The organism is Gilliamella sp. ESL0250, from assembly GCF_013345045.1.
GTDB classification, from domain to species: Bacteria; Pseudomonadota; Gammaproteobacteria; order Enterobacterales; family Orbaceae; genus Gilliamella; species Gilliamella apicola_H.
Genome location: NZ_JAAEDV010000010.1, coordinates 1 through 18302, shown reverse-complemented (window position 1 = coordinate 18302; position 18302 = coordinate 1). Strand labels below are relative to the sequence as shown.

Below are 18302 nucleotides of genomic sequence, written 5' to 3'. Positions count from 1 at the left end.
AATAATGAGTGCCTTATTTTTTATCTAATTAGTTGTTTTAATTAACATGAACGGCTTTCTAACAGTTGAATATTTTTAATCGGCGATCAGAAAACCAATTATGATAACAAAATATTTATTCGACTAAAAAATAAGTTATTAATCATTATGTTAATATTCATGACAAATATGGTTTTATTGCTTATTATTTTCAAATCCTCGTGACAGCGGTTAAAGAATGGATACAATTAGATAAAAAAGAGATATACTAAAACCGATCAAAAACAATCTCTGTTTCACGATAATATTGCTTCTAAATAAACATTTTTTAGTATCTTACTTACTTCCCTAACTGTGAAATTTTTTTGGCAAATCGGTTGAGGCTTAAAACGGATAAATTATTCCACTCATGCCTATTTATAATCTCATTTAGATCAGTGTTCATATATTTCCCCCCAACGTATTCGGTTTACTATGTAATACTGATACAAATATCTTTATTGATTTTTATCAATTATAAGCTATATGTGATTAAAAATAGCGGCCTGACTAACATTTATGTAATCGTATACATGCTATTAAGTATACCTTTTATCGTTTTTAGTTGATTTAAAGATTGGCTATTCTATTGGCTGATGTTGTATATAAAATGACAATTTTTAATGTGATATCAATCACAATATTAGTATTTAGTTTTTGAATAGTCGTTTTTATTAGTTATATTGAAATTACCTATTAAAAGGTATTGGATTGTTACCGAATTATAGCGGGCAAAACCTAAAGAATAGTTATAACTATTCTTTAGGTTTTTTTTTGTCTCAAATTTAAAAAATATTTATCTATTTTTAAAATAATGAATAGGGGGAAAAATGAAAATTTCAAAAAAAATAGTATGTAAAAGCAAGCCAAAACGAATTGTTTTAATGACTATGCTGGGGTTATGTTATTTACCAAATGCTTTGGCAGCAACTCAAGATGAGTTAGAAGCAAGAATTGCGTTATTAGAGCAAAAATTATTAGCACTTAGTCAAGAGTCTAATGATTTGAAAAAGCAAGTAATAGAGTCTAATAAACAGCTTGCTCAACTAAATAATCATCTTCAAAAACAACAAATTGTTATCAATAATCAGAAAAAAGCGCTTAAAAATAGTCAAAAAGCAACAATTACAAAGCAACAGGCGCCTGTTAATGCAGTACAAACAATTAATAATCAACAAATTGTACTTATTAACACACCAAAAGCCGAAACCAGACAAGGTGAAAGCGCTCCAGAAAAGACATCATTTACTTTAGCTGAATTTAAAGACTATATTAAAGATGAAATTGGATTTTCTTATAACGGCTACTTCCGTGGTGGTTGGTCAACTTCAAGTAATGGCAAACCTAAAAATTATGCTGAAGGTGCATTAGGTCGATTTGGTAATGAATATGGTGGTTGGTATGATCTTATCTTTAAGCAAAAAGTCTATGATCAAGAGGGCAGAAGAGTTGATGCAATTGTTATGATTGATGGAAACGTGGCGACCAATAAAGCTGCGGGTTTATTTAATACTCAAGATGATAATCTTATGCAATTTTCAGATATCTATCTAGAAACTAAAGGTTTTGTACCGCGTTTTCCTGATGCGAAATTATGGGTTGGTAAACACTCTTTACCTTATAATGAAATACAAATGCTTGATTGGAAAACGCAAAAAACGCCAGCAGGCGGGGGAGTTGGTGTTGAAAATCTTAAATTCGGAATTGGTACTCTTGATTTAGCTTTAGTTAGAGCAGATGTAAATGTAAAAAATAAACAAGATGTCATTAAAGATGATGGTAATGGAAATAAAATTACCCAGTATAAAAAAGAAGAAGTTGATTTAAACGAAATAGAAATCCGCTATCGCGATATTCCATTATGGAAAGATGCAACGCTTGGTGTGAATGCGCGTTATTCAGCGCCAAATAAATCTAAAATCCAAGATAATGTATCTGTTAAAAATGCTTGGCTTGGTAGCTTTGTTTTGCGACAAAATCAGTTTTTTGGTGGATTTAATCAGTTTACATTACAGACAGCAACCAATTCTGTAGCTTCACAGTTAGCTAACATTAATACTAATAATCCAGAGTTTGCCAGTAATTCGGATAATGACTATATTGGAACGCATACTGGCGGTAAAGTTTATCGCTTTGTATCAGAAGGTGAAGCCTATTTAAGTGATGATATTATTGTTGCTCATGCTTTGGCGTTAACTTCGGGCAATGATGTTTATTCTTATGATCTTCATCTTGCTCATACCGATTTTACGAGTTTTAAATCAGCAATAAGACCTGCTTATATATGGGATACTTATAATCAAAGCGGTATTGAACTAGGTTACTTTAGGCAAAAGAATAAAGTCAAAAGTAAAACTTATGTTGAAGAGGGCTACAAAACAACACTTTATCATTCATTCAAAGTTGGAAAAAGTATTTTGTCTTCAAGACCTGATATTCGTTTTTATGTTTCTTATATAGAAGCGTTACAAAATGATATTAGTCAATTTGATTTTAATGGTAAAGATCATCAAATTAGTTTTGGTGTACAAACAGAAGTTTGGTTTTAAGTGCAAATTCATAAATATAATATCTAAACTATATTATAGGTGTAAGGTAATACCACTTACCTTACTTAGTTTAGATGTAAAATGAATACTTTGTTGATGTTTACCTACGTTATTCAGTAAATATTATTAATTAATCCTGTTTACTGAATAACGCTTAGTTAAGATTGGTATATAGACATTCATTAAATTTGGTGGAATATTTTCTTCTTTAGCAAGCTTTAATAATTTTGCAGCCAGTTTTGCTATTGTCAGTGATGGATAACGGGTGGTGACTAATTTAGGGTGTAAATAACGTGAATAATCCCTACGGTAATTAATATCCCATAAAGTGTAAACGATTTCACCCATAAGTTGCTTAATTCTATTTCAAGCTTTAAAACCATTTATTATAAGATCAATATGCGAATTGCCATTTTTTTATGTTATTATGTGATTATTTAAGGGTAATTATTGGTAATATAATGAAAAAACAAAATATTATTGGGCTAATTTCGCTTTTTGCCATTTCGTGTGATGGTTATGCTATAGACAAATATGTGACTGATAATGTTGATATCTATTTGCGACGTGGCCCAGGCTCGCAATATGCGTATTCTAACTCTGCTAAAGCTGGTGAAAAAGTTGTTGAACTTGAAAAAAGTGCGGATGGTAAATATACCCGCATTCAACTTAATAATGGCAATGCTGCTTGGATTGAAACGAGTAAACTAAATGAGCAGCCTAGCTATAAAGAACGCTTTCCTGCGTTAGAAGCAAAACTGGCAGAATACCAAGATAAAATTGATAATGCCGAAGCTAATCAACAAAAATTAGTGAGTGATTATGTCCAAAAATTGCAATCGGCTGAAAAATCAATTGAAATACTACAAAATAGAAATCAAGCTTTAGAACAACAAGTCAAAGAGCAGGGAGCACAAATTGAATCAATGCTAAATCAAGTGGATGATAAACGTCGTGATCTTATTGTAACTTGGTTTACTTATGGTGGTCTTGTTGCGGGCGGTGGTCTTATTTTAGGGCTTATATTGCCAAGAATTATACCTAGCCGACGTAAAAAAGATCGTTGGATGTGATTGTGAGTAAAATCTATCTTGTGGGTGGAAGTGTACGCGATAGATTATTGCATCTGCCCGTTGCTGACCATGACTGGATTGTTGTTGGCGCTACGCCAGACGAGCTTTTGGCGTTAGGGTATCAACAAGTTGGTAAAGACTTCCCAGTATTTTTGCACCCCGACACAAAAGAAGAATACGCATTGGCTCGCACTGAGCGAAAATCAGGTAAAGGTTATACAGGATTTATTTGCGATTTTGGTAAAGAAATCACATTAGAACAAGATCTGATTCGCCGTGATTTAACCATTAACGCCATTGCCATGGATGAAAATGGTAATATCGTCGATCCTTATCATGGTGTTGATGATATTAATCATAAAATTTTGCGCCATGTCTCACCTGCCTTTCGAGAAGATCCACTACGTATATTGCGTGTGGCACGTTTTGCTGCCCGTTTTCAGCAATTGGATTTTACTGTCGCGCCACAAACGCTAGCATTAATGAAACAAATGGTATCAGACGGTGAGGTTAGTTATCTAACACCAGAGCGAGTATGGAAAGAAACAGAAAAGGCATTGTCCACTTCAAATCCTCAAATCTATTTTCAAGTGTTAGAGCAATGTGGAGCGCTTACGTTACTGTTTCCATCATTAGACTTATCAACCAATATTATTGATGCACTAAAAAAATCTACTTTGTTAACTGACGATTTAACTATCCGTTTCGCCGTGCTGTGTGCTCTGTTAGCTAACAAGTCAGCAGTCGAAGCGTTATGTAGAAAAATTAAAGCGCCAAACAACTACACTAAAATTGCCATGATGGTTCAACAATATCATAGCGATTTTGAGCGAGTGCAGACACTATCTGCTGAGCAAATTGTTTCTTTACTAAATAGTATAGATGTATGGCGCAATCCTTTGCACCTTGAACAATTAATTATTGCAAGCGAAGCGTTTGTCAAAACAACATCATTTGCACAAGCAAATTACTTGAAAGAAGCTTATAAAATTGCCAATAATGTCAATGTACAACACATTATTGCGGAAGGTTATACAGGAAAACAAATCCATGTTGAGTTACAAAAAAGGAGAATTGAAGCGTTATTAAACTGGATTTGATTGCATCTTAATCAATCATCACTTTTTTTCAAAATATCTTAAAAAAAGGGTTGACGATTTGGCGTAACACAAGCATAATGCGCCTCGCAGTGTTGCTTACGACGTTGCGAATAAATGGCTACGTAGCTCAGCTGGTTAGAGCACATCACTCATAATGATGGGGTCACAGGTTCGAATCCCGTCGTAGCCACCATTAAGATTAGGTAGTACTTTTACCGAAAGTGTTCAGTGCGGGTGTGGCGAAATTGGTAGACGCACCAGATTTAGGTTCTGGCGCCGCAAGGCGTGTGAGTTCAAGTCTCTCCACCCGCACCATTTAATCTTAATATCTATCCTTTATTGGGGTATAGCCAAGCGGTAAGGCAGCGGGTTTTGATCCCGCCACGCCCAGGTTCGAATCCTGGTACCCCAGCCATTCCAATATGCATAATTTTGGTATTTCATCCTTTGATTTGTATCAATGTTTGGTGTATTAATTATTCACTATTTTTATGTGAGCATAATGGAATTGGTGGACGCACTAGATTCAAGGTCTAGCTTAGAAATGTGTGCGAGTTCGAATCTCACAGCTCGTATCAAAGGTGATTTTCACTTTCTATAGTGGGGTATAGCCAAGCGGTAAGGCAGCGGGTTTTGATCCCGCCACGCCCAGGTTCGAATCCTGGTACCCCAGCCAATACAAAAAAGTTGTATTAGGAATTGTTGCTTTTTAACTAAAAAGTTAACGAATCCCTATATACTTTACTGAATGCAAATAATTACGTTTTGTAATTAAATTTATTTTAATAGGGATAGCACTTAGGCATTTATATGGGGTTTTGTTGACATAAAAAATTTTTATTTTAGTTTTTTCACAAAATAGTTTCCTTCTTCGCCTTTAAATATATCTTTAACGATAAAATTAATAATCAATTTTATTACGATGGCAAATAAGCTAAATAACATACTTACAAATAATATTTTGAAAGAATACTCCACTTTTATGCGTGCAGTCAGTAGCTGTGTATTATCTGAAAGCCAAACAAATACTACACAACAAATTGCTACAATATAACAAATAAAAGTCTAACCAAGCATCAGTCTTTCCATTATGTGTCCTTTTTTATCTCAAATTTTATTTTATCTAAAATGGTGGCATTAAAACATGTATTTTTTTCACCAATAACCATTTGTTTATTGTCAATCTGAGAGGCATATTCGATAGCAAAAGCTAATGCAACCCAATAATCACAATCTCCGGATTTACCGAATGCTGAATCAACATTATAAATATTTTTAATTGAACACCGCTTATCAATATATCGTGTTAAAACATTGACGTTAGTTTCTGGTGATAATTGCGATAGCCAAATAGCACCTAACTGAGTTTTATTATTTTCATCATTGTCTAATTTTCCCCATAATTCAGCGTGCTCAAGAACATGCTCAAGTTTTTCACCTTCTTCTGTTCGATGCAAGGCAACTACCACCGATTTGCTTTTTTGTATATATTGAATAGTATTTTGTTTATTAATAAGATTTTTACCTAAAAAAATCATACTTGTCATAGCCTCAGCACTATACGCTGCAGGTTTTTCAAATAAATACAAACTAATACAACATAATAAATAATCATCATTTGCAAAATCATCTAACCAGTCATCTAAAAAAATAGTACTCTGTTTTGCATCAATAACCTGCCAAGAATCAAATAAGTTTGTTTTCCCGAGTTTATGCTCCCAAATTTTTTTTATATCTTCGGTTAATATGGGGACATCAATAAATAAGCGAATATGTTTTTGAACGCCATTAAAAGCGTTATCGTTTAAAATTGATAAAGTCTTATGCAACTTATCAAATAAGTTATCTAGTTTTTGATTAAAATCGTCTGATTTTAAATCATTAAATAGAAATTTTGAATAAAACATTGGATTTTCATAATGATTTGACAAGTTAGTCGTTCTCGTTTCAAGTGACATTAGACCGCCTACAAGCGCCTGCGCATGATTATCATCACCAAATTCAGATAACAAGTGATGGAAAATAGCATATAATGGTCTTTGACCATACTCAATGAGCTGTTGTTTCCGTTCTTCTCTTAATTGATTCCAAATTTCAGCATATTTTTTTTTACACCCTTGAATAAAAAACCATATGGATAATAATATCAACCAACTTAAGACTGAAAAAGTAATACCAATCATTAGATGCTTTTGTGTTAAATTACTATTGAGTTGCTTCATGCAGGTAAAAAATAAGCCAATAGCAATAAATACAATTAAAGCAATAAACCAAAATAGGCGAGACAGCCCTTTTTTTAGAACTATTGGTTTTGGAAGTAAAGTTAAATCGATAGCCATTAATTATTTTTACCAAAATTAGTTAGTGATGAAATTAGTGTACAGCCACATGCTGATCTATGTCCATGAAAAGCAACTTGTTTACCGTTTTCTATAAATTGAGGATCTCCTTCAATTATAGGATTAACACCATGATTTTTTATTGGGCAACTGACCATATCACCAACACGCGCAACACCTTTATTAAATACGACAAGTTTTGATGAAGCAGAAATAACTTTACCTCCGTGGTTAGTTAAATCGCCTAATCTAATTACCCCTTTCATGATTTTATTTCCTTTGACTTTGATAATTTATTAAAAAATAGCACATATAATTTCTAAAATTTAGTCAAAAATCTATTTTTCAGATTCTAATCTATCAACGGCTTTGTACTCTTTACTAGTATCAATTGTAAGATTTTTATAGCGTTCTTCCTCAGGGAAATCAGGAATTCTATGATATGGAACACTGCCATATGTTACGTCAGTTATATTTCCTTGTTTATCAAGATGAACAATTTTGCTGTTCCCAGAACTAGGGGTATAAAAGATAGCTGTTTTATCACCTTGTTCATTAAATAACGTAGTTTCAGAATAATATTGACTTCCTTTGGGATAATATTTTTCCACACTTATTAGTTTATTATTTTGATCTTTTCTTATGGCCATTAAATCATTACCTTCTTCGTCATATTCCACATAAAGAGATTGTAATAGTGTTTTTTTATCTATTGCATAGATAAAAAATCTTAAATAACGCATATTAGCGCTATGGGGCCAGTAACCATATTCCCATTTACAAATCGAAAGCAAAGGTTTTTTTTCAATAGCAATAATTTTGCCCATTTCTCTTGTTACTTTAATATAATTGGGTAATGTAATTGCTTGTTCAATGGTGATCGGTTGCAGTTGTAAATGCGTATCTAAAATAAAAAAGTGAGAGCCATTTTCAAGATCTTTTAAACTGTTTAATTGCCGCTCATTAAGTAAAATATATTGTGGTTTACGTTTATAACTCCAACGCTCTTTAAATTGATAATTATCACCAACTTCATTGATTTTAAGTTTAGTACTAAACGGAGATTGAACGCGATAGGGCGCATTTTCAGCTTCTTCAAGGGAAATTGGGGCAAAATCAGGATAATTGGTAGGCATTCGGTAATGATTAAGTATTATTCTGGTCGAGCCATAATAAGGCACGTGAGGTTTAATCCCCATTGTGCGAACTTTAATGCATTTAGCAACATCTAATGGATTGATTAAGCCAGTCATAATTGCTCCTAATACATAGATTAATAATGGCATCATTATTAAGGTTAATGTTAATTTTTTTTTCATAGATATTATTTTTTATATATTACGCTTTCAGTATATCAGCTAATTTTTTTGCATTATCATTAACTTGCTTCATTTTTTTATAAATTTCATTAGCTTGTTTTCTGATACTTTCTGGGTTTTTTAATTTAATTACATGTCCATGATAATCAGTAGTATATCGATATTCATCTTTGTAATCACTAGCTGAGGCTAAAAACCTCATAAAATGTACATCTTTTAAAATATATCTATCTGCCAAATTTGCCTCATATAATAAATTAAATAGAAAAGTATGACAGTTATATTCTGTGTAACGCTCAAATGCATAAGACCATTTTTTTACTGCTTTATTTTCTTCTTCAGAAATATGACTTATTGCAAAGTTTCTTATCTCTTCAATGACGTCTTCTTCGGTTCGAGGATCATTGACAAAAAGATAAGGATGATTAACTTCACCTTTATCACTATTAGGGATAGTATATCTTCCATTATGATGGGGATCAAAAGGATATAAAGAATAAATTTTATCTTCTTCTTTAATGATTGCTCTGCCTGCTTCATTAGGCTCTCCTTCTCCTTCGCCTTTTCTATCCTTATCCCGAAAATATTTACAATCATTATTTAAACAGCCATCAGCGGTAAAATTTTTTAAGAAAGTTGCGGGTTCTTTTGGATACCACCCATAACTTTCAATAAATCCTTCGCTGCCATCCATTTTGCTTAAATCATTAATTATTTCAATCCAATAGTGGCCAGGTGCTGTTTCTGTATCCCATTCTATACGTCCACCAAGTATTAGGGTTGGAAGGTGACAAATTCGGATCCGTGTTAACTCTTTAAGGCCAGCTATAACAATTTGTTTGCGTAGATTATCTTGTGAATCAGAAACCGTTCTTCCAACTACATCAACCCAACCAGGAGGTGGCGTCCAAGTCTCAAAACCCATTTTTACTCCTTATAAATATATTACATATATTTCTGAGCTTTATTATTTGTTTACCTTTGTTCTAAATAATAGTCAAAAATAATACCTCACATTTTGCAAAAATAAATGGCTGTTAATCTTTTATTGATACTCATTTATTATCTAAAAATTTGTTGAACATTAGACCAATAAATTCATCAGAATAAACTGGTAACATATCGTAAAGTTGAGGATTATTTTTATTTTTAATATCCCTTGTTGTAAATTTGATATTGCCTTCATTATCCAGATATTGATTCTCAACATCATTACCGTAATATCGAATAATATGATTGGTTTTTACACCATCAGGGGTAAAACGTTCTATTACGCCATAAATCCTATCTTTCTGAACTTTACTAAAAACTGCGATTTTTCTATTTTCATTATCTTTGATTGTTTGCGACACTGCATATAAACCAATATCATCATAGATCGTTTCAATGGTTATTGATGGCATAACAGGGCTTTCTAATACTTTCAAAATCTGTTTATACATTTGATTGCTATCACTATATTCATACTGCTGTAACGTCTTTTGTATCCTCGTTTTTTGTAGTATTGAATCAATTTTCCCCATTACTTTTTCTACTCGAACGTACCTAGGCAACAAAATAGCTTGTTCAATGCCATCTAATGGGATTAATTGACCTTTATCATCTAGGCTAAAAAAATAGGAACCATTTTCTAACGATTTAAATTGTTCTATAGGCAGTGATAACGGAACTTGTTGCCATTTTTCCATTGAAATTGTTTGATATTGATAATTATCGCCCACAGTTACTTTGACTAAGTCAACATACTCTTCTTTAGGATACTGAAATTCAGCTTCAGATAAGCTCATTGCAAATTGATGTGGGTAATTTTTATAACGTTCTTCCGCCCATTTTGGAAATGGAGTTGGGTGGTAATAACTACTGTTCGGTTTTATACCTAAAAATTTGGCTCGAGTGATGGCTTCTTGATCTGCTAGTGTGGTATCTTTATTAAATGCCATTTGTTGAATGAAATTACTTATATGGAAATGATGTGCCCTTTTAAAATCCATAGGAATAGATTGATAAATAGCGGGTTGAGGTAAATCCTGATCATAGAAAATTTCTGGTTCAGAATTTGTGGTTTTTACAATATTGCCTGATTCATCTAAATATTGGCTTTCAACATTACCTGTTTTATCATGGATAATGGTATGATTAACCTTAACCCCCTTTTCATTAAAAATATCCATTATTGAATAAACATCGTTTGTATATAAATAAGTCATAACCGCTTTATAATTTGTCACTAGGTTATGTTTTAACATTTTAATTCGCTTGCCAGTTTGATCATTTTCAATTTCGTAGCGAACAAGTGGCTTATTATTTAAATCGAGTTTTTCACTAATATCTGTTTGTATATTACCATTTGGCCAATATGTAAAGATATTTTTATTAATATACGTTAAAGGACGTTTTTGCATTTTTATCACTTTACCTTGTTGGATGATTACCTTGAGATAACAGTCTTGTGCTAATGCTTCTTCAGCCGAGTTTAAGTGATGAAGTTGATACTTTTCGTCCAAGGTAAAAAAGTGTTCACCATCTGGATAATCATCAAACATGGCAATGGGAAATAAAATATCAATCAAATCTCTGTCTTTTTCGAGAATACTTTTATATTGATAATTATCATCCAATTCAATAATTTGAATTATATTATCAGGAGAGTTGGGGTTTATTTTTTCTGCTTCAGCCAAAGTGATAAATGGTTGTGTTGGAAAATTTTTATATTTACTATAATTATAGTCAGAGTGAATATAAGTGATATGGGGCTTAATTCCTTGTGCTTTTAATTGGTTAATGATGATATCATCGGATAAATTTTCTTTTTGCATTGTTAGTCCTAAAGTCGAATAAAATACATTTGGTAATAAAATAAAAAGGTAAATTAATTTTAGAAATTTTTTTCTCATCAGTAACGCCATTATTTTTCATACTTAACAAGTAACTTTATACTCATAATTTTCTTTGATTTTTTTCGAAATATCCTCTAACTTGGTTAATACTTGAAAATAAATAGGTTTTTCTTTTTTCCTTTTTTTGATATTTTCAAAATATTTACGAAAATGTTTATCTTTATCTTCAGCAATAATTGGATCAGCTAAACCAACATGACCTAATAATAAAAATAGAAAGGTGTGACAATTGACTTCATTATAGCCATCATTATACCAACTCCATTCTTTTGAATATTCATCGTAAAATGAGTTTGCAAATTCTCTAATTTCTTTAATAATATCTTCTTTCGTTCTGTTATCATTGGGGAGTAAATAAGGGTGTGACATCATTTTTATTTCACCTTTATGAAATCGTGAACATTGATGAGGATCAAAAGCATAAATAGATAAGTTATTATTCATTGTTTTCCTTCCAGCTTCTCGTGGTGTTATATGAATAAGAAATTCAGATTCGTCTTTTTTTCGCCTTACCGTTGAATCACCATTTAAAGTCCCAGCTTCTTTAAATTCAATCAATTTGATAGGAACATTAGCGGTTGTCTTAGGGTCTTCATTAGGAGTTATTGTCACAGGGAAATCAACAGGATACCATCCATAACTTTCTCTAAAACCATTAGCAGATTTAACATTTCCTAAACTAATTATTTCTGCTTCGGTTTTATATTCTTCTCTAGCTACCTTTATATGTTTATCAATAATATCTTCATCATCATGGATAATTTCAATCCAATAATGACCAGGAAAAGCACCATTTTTCCCAAAAAAAGCTAATGGAATTCTACATATCCGAATCCAATCAAGTTCTCTATAACCTGCTTTTACATATTTATACGAAGTACAAGGATTATTAGGATCATAAGGAACAGTATTCCCCATAATATCAGTACCTAAGTCGCCCCAATCACTCATAAATATTTTCTCCATTAATTATTTATATTTAAAAATAACGTTATCTTCTTCATATCCTGATGTTATAATTTGCGCTTTACCTTGTGCATTGGTTTTGCCTAAAGCTATACATGGTAATGCCTTTATACTTCAGTACTAATTATCCAAAAAAACATAACTTAAATTAATTACACTAATTTGTTACTGTATTATTTACCGTAGACATGATTGGGATTAATCATTTTCTAACTCTCTTTGATAAAGCTTAAAAAGTTGATATTCCAGCTGATCTATAAAAATAGGATAGAAAGGTTCTTTATAAATTTTATCGTAGACTGAATCTTTTTCGGGATAATCATCCGTTGTTTTAATCAGTTGTCCTTTTTCGTCTAGATATTGGTTTATTATGTCAGGATTATTATTCTTATTTATTTCAATACGATTGGTTTTTATTCCATTTGAGTTAAATTCTTCAAAAATAGCATGAAAATCTATTGGATTGATAACTGTAATTGTTCTTACCGTTATTCCTTGATTATCTTTAATCACTTGGTATTTGGGCAAATAATTTTCCCATTTTGTTTCAATGACTAAGTTTGGTAACATTGTGCTTTCTAGTAATTTAAATTTACTACTTTTCAAACTATTATCTTGATATTCAAACTCATTTAATACTTTATAAATTCGTGTTTTTTTAACTATCGAAATTATCTTACCCAGCTCTTTTTCCACACGTATATAGTTTGGTTGTTCTACCGCTTGTTTGACGTTTTCTAATGGAATTAATTTTCCGTTATTATCCATAACAAAAAAGTAGATGTCGTTTTCTAGCGGTTTAAATTGTTCTAACGGTAAAGTGATTGGAGTTTGTTGCCACTTTTCTTTTATCAAAGTTTTATACTGATAGTTATCGCCCACTTCAAATTTGATTAAATCACTGTATTTGGCATTAGGTTGTTGATGTTCCGCTTCAATTAATGTTAAAGGTTTTTGGTGGGGAAAATTTTTATAACGATTAGCCCAAAAAAGGGGATAAGGCATTTTTGCGTAATACGGTTGATTGGGGGTAATTCCTAAATACTTGGTGCGGTTTATCGCCTCGTTATCCCATTGTGTTGTATTTTTATCTAAAGTATGAAGAAATAATTTCTCTGTTAAAACTTCGTCTGTTTTTTCAATATCCATTAATAAATTATTATAAGGATAACTCTCAGCTAATTGTTCTTTAAGAGGATCGAATATATCATCAGGCACCTTATTACTTATTGCTACCAGTTTTCCTTCATGATCCAATATTTGATTTTCGATTTTATGTTGAGAATTAGTGTTATCAAAATAAATCACATGATTGGTTTTATTACCCTGGCTATCAAAATATTCATCAACTCTTGATATGCCATCTTTGTTTATGTAGGTATAGCGTATATTTCGTCGTGTTAACAGATTCTTTTTATTACCCGCTATAATTTTTTCATTTTCATCATAAAATGTTTCATCATAATAAATTATTTGATGTTCATTATTATAATACTCCAATTTATCATACTTTAAATTTTGATTAGGCCAATATTCATAATTAAAATGGATAATCATATATATAGGTCGTTTTTGAATACTGATCACCTTTCCATCTAATTTTTCAACACGTATATAACCGGGCTCTTTAAACACCGCTTCAAAGTTTTCTTTTTTTTGCAATTGGTTGTCTTTATTTAAAATATAAAAATGGATACCGTCTTCAAGTGTTTCAAAAGGCTCTGTTGGATAGAGTATTTCTATAATATTTCTTCTTATCTTTGTAACTTCACGATATTGCTTATTTTCATTAAGTATTATTTGAGAAATTTCCTGTAATGCAATATCATCGTCAGGGTCTGTTTCTAACGTTGCGGGAGATAAAAATAATTTTCCTTCTGCAGGAGAACTATCTTCTTTATGACGAAAACTTTTAAAATCATACTGGTAGTAAATTCTATTAGCTTCTAGAGGTTGTGGTGTTTTCATAATTGTTTTTTGAACTATCATGTTTATATCCGCATAGGTAAAATTAGTATTAATGACCGAACCCAAAAAATATAAAATAGAAATTGTTATAATATTTTTAGTATAAATTTGCATAATCGAATTTTTAGAATCCAGTTTATTTAGATTGTGTAATCTTTGATATTCCATTGAATTATTAGGTGATTTCTTGCTTTTCTCTAATATTCATTGTTGTTCATTGCTTTTAATTGTTCTAAATAAATATCAAAGAGAACTTCCTCAAACATATCAGGAATAAAGGGTAATTTATCATATGGTTGAGGCGTATTTCTGCCTTTAATAATTGAGTTATCTTTATTTTCCTTATCTGAATCATCAATAGTGAATATCAAGTTTCCTTTTTCATCAAAAAATTGATTTTTTTCATAAAATTTATCATATGATTCATATAGTTTTAGCTCAAGATGATTAGTTCTTATACCGTTATCATTAAAGCGATCTGATACGGCAATAAGTTGGTCTTTGTTTATATAATTATAAGTTCTAATAATAATACCTTGAGAATTTTTAATTTGTTGATATGTTACAATATTTTTTTTATCTTCATATTTTGATTCAATAATAAAATGAGGCAAAAACAAACTTTCAAGCACAAAAAATTTACTACTTTTCAAACTATTATCTTGATATTCAAACTCATTTAATACTTTATAAATTCGTGTTTTTTTAACTATCGAAATTATCTTACCCATCTCTTTTTCAACACGTATATAGTTTGGTTGTTCTACCGCTTGTTCGACGTTTTCTAATGGAGATAATTTTCCATTATTATCCATAACAAAAAAGTAGATGCCGTTTTCTAGCGGTTTAAATTGTTCTAACGGTAAAGTGATTGGAGTTTGCTGCCACTTTTCTTTAATCAAATTTTTATACTGATAGTTATCGCCCACTTCAAATTTGATTAAATCATAGTATTTTGCGTTAGATTGTTGATTTTCGGCTTCGATTAAAGTTAACGGCTTTTGATGAGGGAAATTTTTATAACGTTCATCTAAAAAATAGGGATAAGGCAATTTAGCATAATAGGTTTTATTCGGTTTTATTTCTAAATATCTAGTGCGGTTTATTGCTTCATTGTCCCATTGTTTAGTATTTTTATCTAAGGTATGTTTAAATAATTGTCTTGTCACAAATCTGCTAGTTTTTTCAACATCCATCATTAATGTATTATAAGGGTAAGGCTCTACTAAATCATTTGCGGCATCATCAAATATTTCATCTGGGTTATGACCTGTTATTTTGATGATTTTTCCTTTGCTATTGAATTGCTTATTTTCAATTCGAGGAAAAGGTTTAGATTTATCGAAATAAGTAACACTGTTGGTTTTAATACCATTATTATCAAAATATTCTTCAATACGTTCAATGTGATCTTTGTTGATTTCGGTATAACGCATGGTTTGCTGAGTTAATAGATTATTCTGATTACCTTTTAACTTATTTCCGTTTTCATCATAAAATTTTTCCGATAGATAGATCATATTATTTTGATTATTAAATATTTCTAATTTAATGTGTTTTAGGTTTTGATTAGGCCAATAATCATAACTAAAATGACTAATCGAACTTATAGGTCGCTTTTGGATACTAATCACTTTTCCATTTAGTTTTTCAACACGAAGGTAGCATGGTTCTTCAAAGACATCTTTAAAGTTTTCTTTCTTTTGTAATCGATTATATTTATCCAAAATATAATAATGAATACCATCTTCAATAGTTTGAAAAGTTTCAGTCGGGTATAAGATTTCTATAATATTTCTATCTTGTTTTAATACATCATAATATTGATAATTATTATTTAACTTAATCTGTGCAATCTTGTGTGCTGGTATAGGATTTTTTGAAGAATTAATATCCAAAGCATTATCAATCGTGGAATATAATTTTTGTTGAGGAAAACTATTTTCTTTATTACTAAAGTAATTAAAATCTATCTGGTAGTATATTTTATCTGATTCAATTTCTTGTGTTTTTAATTGGTTTATAATTTCAAATTGTTGTTTCATTGTTATCTCCGCAAAAACTGGTTTAATAATTGTTATGCTAACTACTAAGAGTAATAAATTTATTTTGTGGAAAGTTTTCATATAATCCTTAATTATTTTTAAGTATAGAATTGATAACCCTAATAAACACTGTTTAATGATTGAGATATTTTTAACAACTTATCAATTAAATTTTTTCTATTTTCATATTTTTCATCAGGTTCTGATTTAGAATCTAAAGATTGTTTATAATCTATGAAATGCTGATCATAACCTTGTCCGATTCCATCTGGATCAGCCAAACCACAACTAGCTAGCAATAAAAACAATAGGGTATGGCAATTGGTTTCATCAAACCCATCACCATTCCAACTCCATTCAGGTTCATCTCTTTCAAATTTAGCGACAAAATTTCTAATATCTACTATAACCTGTTTTTCTGTTCGTAAATCCCTAGGTAATAAGTAAGGGTTTGTTGTTAAATAAATGGGATTATCTAAATCGAAACGCCGATATTGCATGCAATCAAACGCAATTGTTGACAGTTCATTATTAAGTTTGCTCCTACCTGCAGTTCGTTCTATTTTATAATCTAGCTCAAGGTTTTTGTCTTTTTCTCTTCTATCAATATGATCGCCATTTAGACAACCATCATTTTTTATAAATCTAGAATTAAATGTAACTGCGCCTCTAATACTAAAATTGTGAAGACCATTATTGGATATTGGATACCAACCATAGCTTTCACGGAAACCGTTTATTTTAGTCGGAGTTTTATTAAATTTTATTAAATCTTCCTCTTTTAAGCCTTGCTGTTTGGCTTCTACTATAAAATCATCCATTTCATTTTCATCTTTATGAACAATTTCTATCCAATAATGACCTGGTTTGTTCCATGCTGTTTTAGGAATTCTTCGTATTAAAATATTTTCTAATTTTCGTGTTCCTGCTTTTACCGTAGTTTCTATCGTTTTATCGTTGCTTGAAGATTCACATGTTATTGATGTTGCTCCAGTACAATACATAAAATACTCCTAGAATCTAATTTTTTATACCTATTTATACCGAAATGTTACTTTATCTTCTTCATATCCTGATGTTACAATTTGCGCTTTACCTTGTGCATCGGTTTTGCCTTCGGCAATTACTTGATTATCTTTATTTACGATTTGATATTCTCTATTCATAATCGGTTTGCCGGTTCCCTCTTCAACCAATATAAATTTTCTAACGTAAGGTGCTTGTGGTTGCTGTTTTGGGAATGAATAAAGTGTTGGTAACATTTTTTGTGGGCCAGAGTATGGAAAGGCTTGTGCACCATGTTTAATTATACCTGGTGCATAAAGTTCAATATTGCCATCGGCAATACGGATATAAGCACCACCACATGCAATGGTTATCTCTTTTTTAGCATTAATATTAATTTTATCGTCGTTGCTGACTATTTTGAGTGATTTGTCGGCTATTACCTCTATATCGCCATTATGGGCTTGCAGTTGGACTTTAGCTTCACCGCTAAATAATTTAATATTTTCTTTGGCAAAAACGGAATAATCTTTAGTTGCGCTAACATGCACTGAATTATTGGCTGCAATATTCGTATCATGTTTGCTAGTTAGCAAAATGTTTTGTTCAGCAAATTGATAAATACTATCAGGAGTGACTGCTGCTATACCTTTTGGACTAGATAACACCATACTTGGCTGAGTAAATGATAAATTATCATCAATTTTTGTTGCGGTATAACTCACAAATAGATTAAAGCTATCTGTGCCTTCCAATTTACCTGCACGGTGGCTATCTGAACGTTTAGATAGGCGATTGGATACACTCAAGCCTGTTTTTAATAACATTGCTGTTTCATCACCATCTAAACTGGCTTTTTTTACACCTTGGTTACCTTCTCGTTTATATGATGTTAAATAAACCCCTTTACCCGCTCGTATTGCCCCCCACTCATCGGTGCGCAGTTCAAAGCCTTCACCTCGCTTGATTTTTTTATTATCAACTAAATGCCCTAGATTGAGTTGTGTTTTACCGTATTCGGTG

General features: G+C 31.2%; 14 protein-coding genes and 4 tRNA genes. 7 read left to right on the top strand and 11 right to left on the bottom strand.

What is annotated here, in order from left to right:
• Positions 1–848 precede the first annotated feature (848 nt).
• A complete protein-coding gene (locus GYY69_RS08585; RefSeq protein WP_174797303.1) occupies positions 849–2567 on the top strand; it encodes a carbohydrate porin in 1719 nt (572 codons plus the stop codon).
• Between the two features lie 126 nt (positions 2568–2693).
• Here GYY69_RS08585 and GYY69_RS08580 read toward each other — a convergent pair whose 3' ends face one another.
• Positions 2694–2915 carry a hypothetical protein gene (locus GYY69_RS08580; protein WP_174797302.1) on the bottom strand — a complete coding sequence of 74 codons (222 nt, stop codon included), beginning with the start codon at positions 2913–2915 and terminating at the stop codon, positions 2694–2696.
• 113 nt (positions 2916–3028) lie between these two features.
• On the opposite strand from GYY69_RS08580, the gene GYY69_RS08575 reads away from it, so the two are divergent.
• The 6 genes from GYY69_RS08575 (at position 3029) to GYY69_RS08550 (ending at position 5416) form a co-directional block, all read left to right on the top strand.
• A complete protein-coding gene (locus GYY69_RS08575) occupies positions 3029–3640 on the top strand; it encodes a TIGR04211 family SH3 domain-containing protein (protein ID WP_174797301.1) in 612 nt (203 codons plus the stop codon).
• A 2-nt stretch (positions 3641–3642) separates the two neighbouring features.
• Positions 3643–4740 carry a multifunctional CCA addition/repair protein gene (locus GYY69_RS08570; RefSeq protein ID WP_342354072.1) on the top strand — a complete coding sequence of 366 codons (1098 nt, stop codon included), beginning with the start codon at positions 3643–3645 and terminating at the stop codon, positions 4738–4740.
• Between the two features lie 116 nt (positions 4741–4856).
• A tRNA-Met gene (locus GYY69_RS08565) sits at positions 4857–4933 on the top strand.
• 37 nt (positions 4934–4970) lie between these two features.
• A tRNA-Leu gene (locus GYY69_RS08560) sits at positions 4971–5055 on the top strand.
• A 25-nt stretch (positions 5056–5080) separates the two neighbouring features.
• Positions 5081–5155, top strand: a tRNA-Gln gene (locus GYY69_RS08555).
• Positions 5156–5341: 186 nt separating this feature from the next.
• Positions 5342–5416: transfer RNA gene (locus tag GYY69_RS08550), tRNA-Gln, on the top strand.
• A gap of 412 nt (positions 5417–5828) precedes the next feature.
• Here the strand turns inward: GYY69_RS08550 and GYY69_RS08545 are convergent.
• The 10 genes from GYY69_RS08545 to GYY69_RS08500 all read right to left on the bottom strand — a co-directional run.
• Entirely contained in the window at positions 5829–7079 is a 1251-nt protein-coding gene (locus GYY69_RS08545) for a hypothetical protein (protein WP_174797300.1), read from the bottom strand.
• Entirely contained in the window at positions 7079–7345 is a 267-nt protein-coding gene (locus tag GYY69_RS08540) for a PAAR domain-containing protein (protein ID WP_174797299.1), read from the bottom strand. The genes GYY69_RS08545 and GYY69_RS08540 overlap by 1 nt, the downstream gene beginning before the upstream one ends.
• Before the next feature lie 72 nt (positions 7346–7417).
• The gene (locus tag GYY69_RS08535; RefSeq protein WP_174797298.1) at positions 7418–8332 is read right to left on the bottom strand and encodes a hypothetical protein; all 915 of its coding nucleotides are present in this window, start codon (positions 8330–8332) and stop codon (positions 7418–7420) included.
• A gap of 85 nt (positions 8333–8417) precedes the next feature.
• Positions 8418–9323: a hypothetical protein gene (locus GYY69_RS08530; protein WP_174797297.1), complete on the bottom strand. Its 906-nt coding sequence runs from the start codon at positions 9321–9323 to the stop codon at positions 8418–8420.
• Positions 9324–9453: 130 nt separating this feature from the next.
• Positions 9454–11214 (bottom strand): hypothetical protein, encoded by a 1761-nt coding sequence (locus GYY69_RS08525; protein WP_174797296.1) that lies wholly within the window; start codon positions 11212–11214, stop codon positions 9454–9456.
• Between the two features lie 102 nt (positions 11215–11316).
• On the bottom strand, positions 11317–12246 hold the full coding sequence (locus GYY69_RS08520) for a hypothetical protein (RefSeq protein WP_174797295.1): 930 nt from the start codon (positions 12244–12246) through the stop codon (positions 11317–11319).
• 213 nt (positions 12247–12459) lie between these two features.
• Positions 12460–14250 carry a hypothetical protein gene (locus GYY69_RS08515; protein ID WP_174797294.1) on the bottom strand — a complete coding sequence of 597 codons (1791 nt, stop codon included), beginning with the start codon at positions 14248–14250 and terminating at the stop codon, positions 12460–12462.
• 176 nt (positions 14251–14426) lie between these two features.
• On the bottom strand, positions 14427–16274 hold the full coding sequence (locus GYY69_RS08510) for a hypothetical protein (protein ID WP_174797293.1): 1848 nt from the start codon (positions 16272–16274) through the stop codon (positions 14427–14429).
• Positions 16275–16393: 119 nt separating this feature from the next.
• Entirely contained in the window at positions 16394–17278 is an 885-nt protein-coding gene (locus GYY69_RS08505; protein ID WP_174797292.1) for a hypothetical protein, read from the bottom strand.
• Between the two features lie 30 nt (positions 17279–17308).
• On the bottom strand, positions 17309–18302 hold a 994-nt coding region (locus GYY69_RS08500), incomplete at its 5' end, for a DUF2345 domain-containing protein (protein ID WP_174797291.1).

Excerpts from the sequence above, each read along its gene's own strand:
- GYY69_RS08585 (WP_174797303.1), top strand. The coding sequence starts at position 849 with ATGAAAATTTCAAAAAAAATAGTATGTAAAAGCAAGCCAAAACGAATT.
- GYY69_RS08580 (WP_174797302.1), bottom strand. The coding sequence starts at position 2,915 with ATGGGTGAAATCGTTTACACTTTATGGGATATTAATTACCGTAGGGAT.
- GYY69_RS08575 (WP_174797301.1), top strand. The coding sequence starts at position 3,029 with ATGAAAAAACAAAATATTATTGGGCTAATTTCGCTTTTTGCCATTTCG.
- GYY69_RS08545 (WP_174797300.1), bottom strand. The coding sequence starts at position 7,079 with ATGGCTATCGATTTAACTTTACTTCCAAAACCAATAGTTCTAAAAAAA.
- GYY69_RS08540 (WP_174797299.1), bottom strand. The coding sequence starts at position 7,345 with ATGAAAGGGGTAATTAGATTAGGCGATTTAACTAACCACGGAGGTAAA.
- GYY69_RS08535 (WP_174797298.1), bottom strand. The coding sequence starts at position 8,332 with ATGACTGGCTTAATCAATCCATTAGATGTTGCTAAATGCATTAAAGTT.
- GYY69_RS08530 (WP_174797297.1), bottom strand. The coding sequence starts at position 9,323 with ATGGGTTTTGAGACTTGGACGCCACCTCCTGGTTGGGTTGATGTAGTT.
- GYY69_RS08525 (WP_174797296.1), bottom strand. The coding sequence starts at position 11,214 with ATGCAAAAAGAAAATTTATCCGATGATATCATCATTAACCAATTAAAA.
- GYY69_RS08520 (WP_174797295.1), bottom strand. The coding sequence starts at position 12,246 with ATGAGTGATTGGGGCGACTTAGGTACTGATATTATGGGGAATACTGTT.
- GYY69_RS08515 (WP_174797294.1), bottom strand. The coding sequence starts at position 14,250 with ATGATAGTTCAAAAAACAATTATGAAAACACCACAACCTCTAGAAGCT.
- GYY69_RS08510 (WP_174797293.1), bottom strand. The coding sequence starts at position 16,274 with ATGAAACAACAATTTGAAATTATAAACCAATTAAAAACACAAGAAATT.
- GYY69_RS08505 (WP_174797292.1), bottom strand. The coding sequence starts at position 17,278 with ATGTATTGTACTGGAGCAACATCAATAACATGTGAATCTTCAAGCAAC.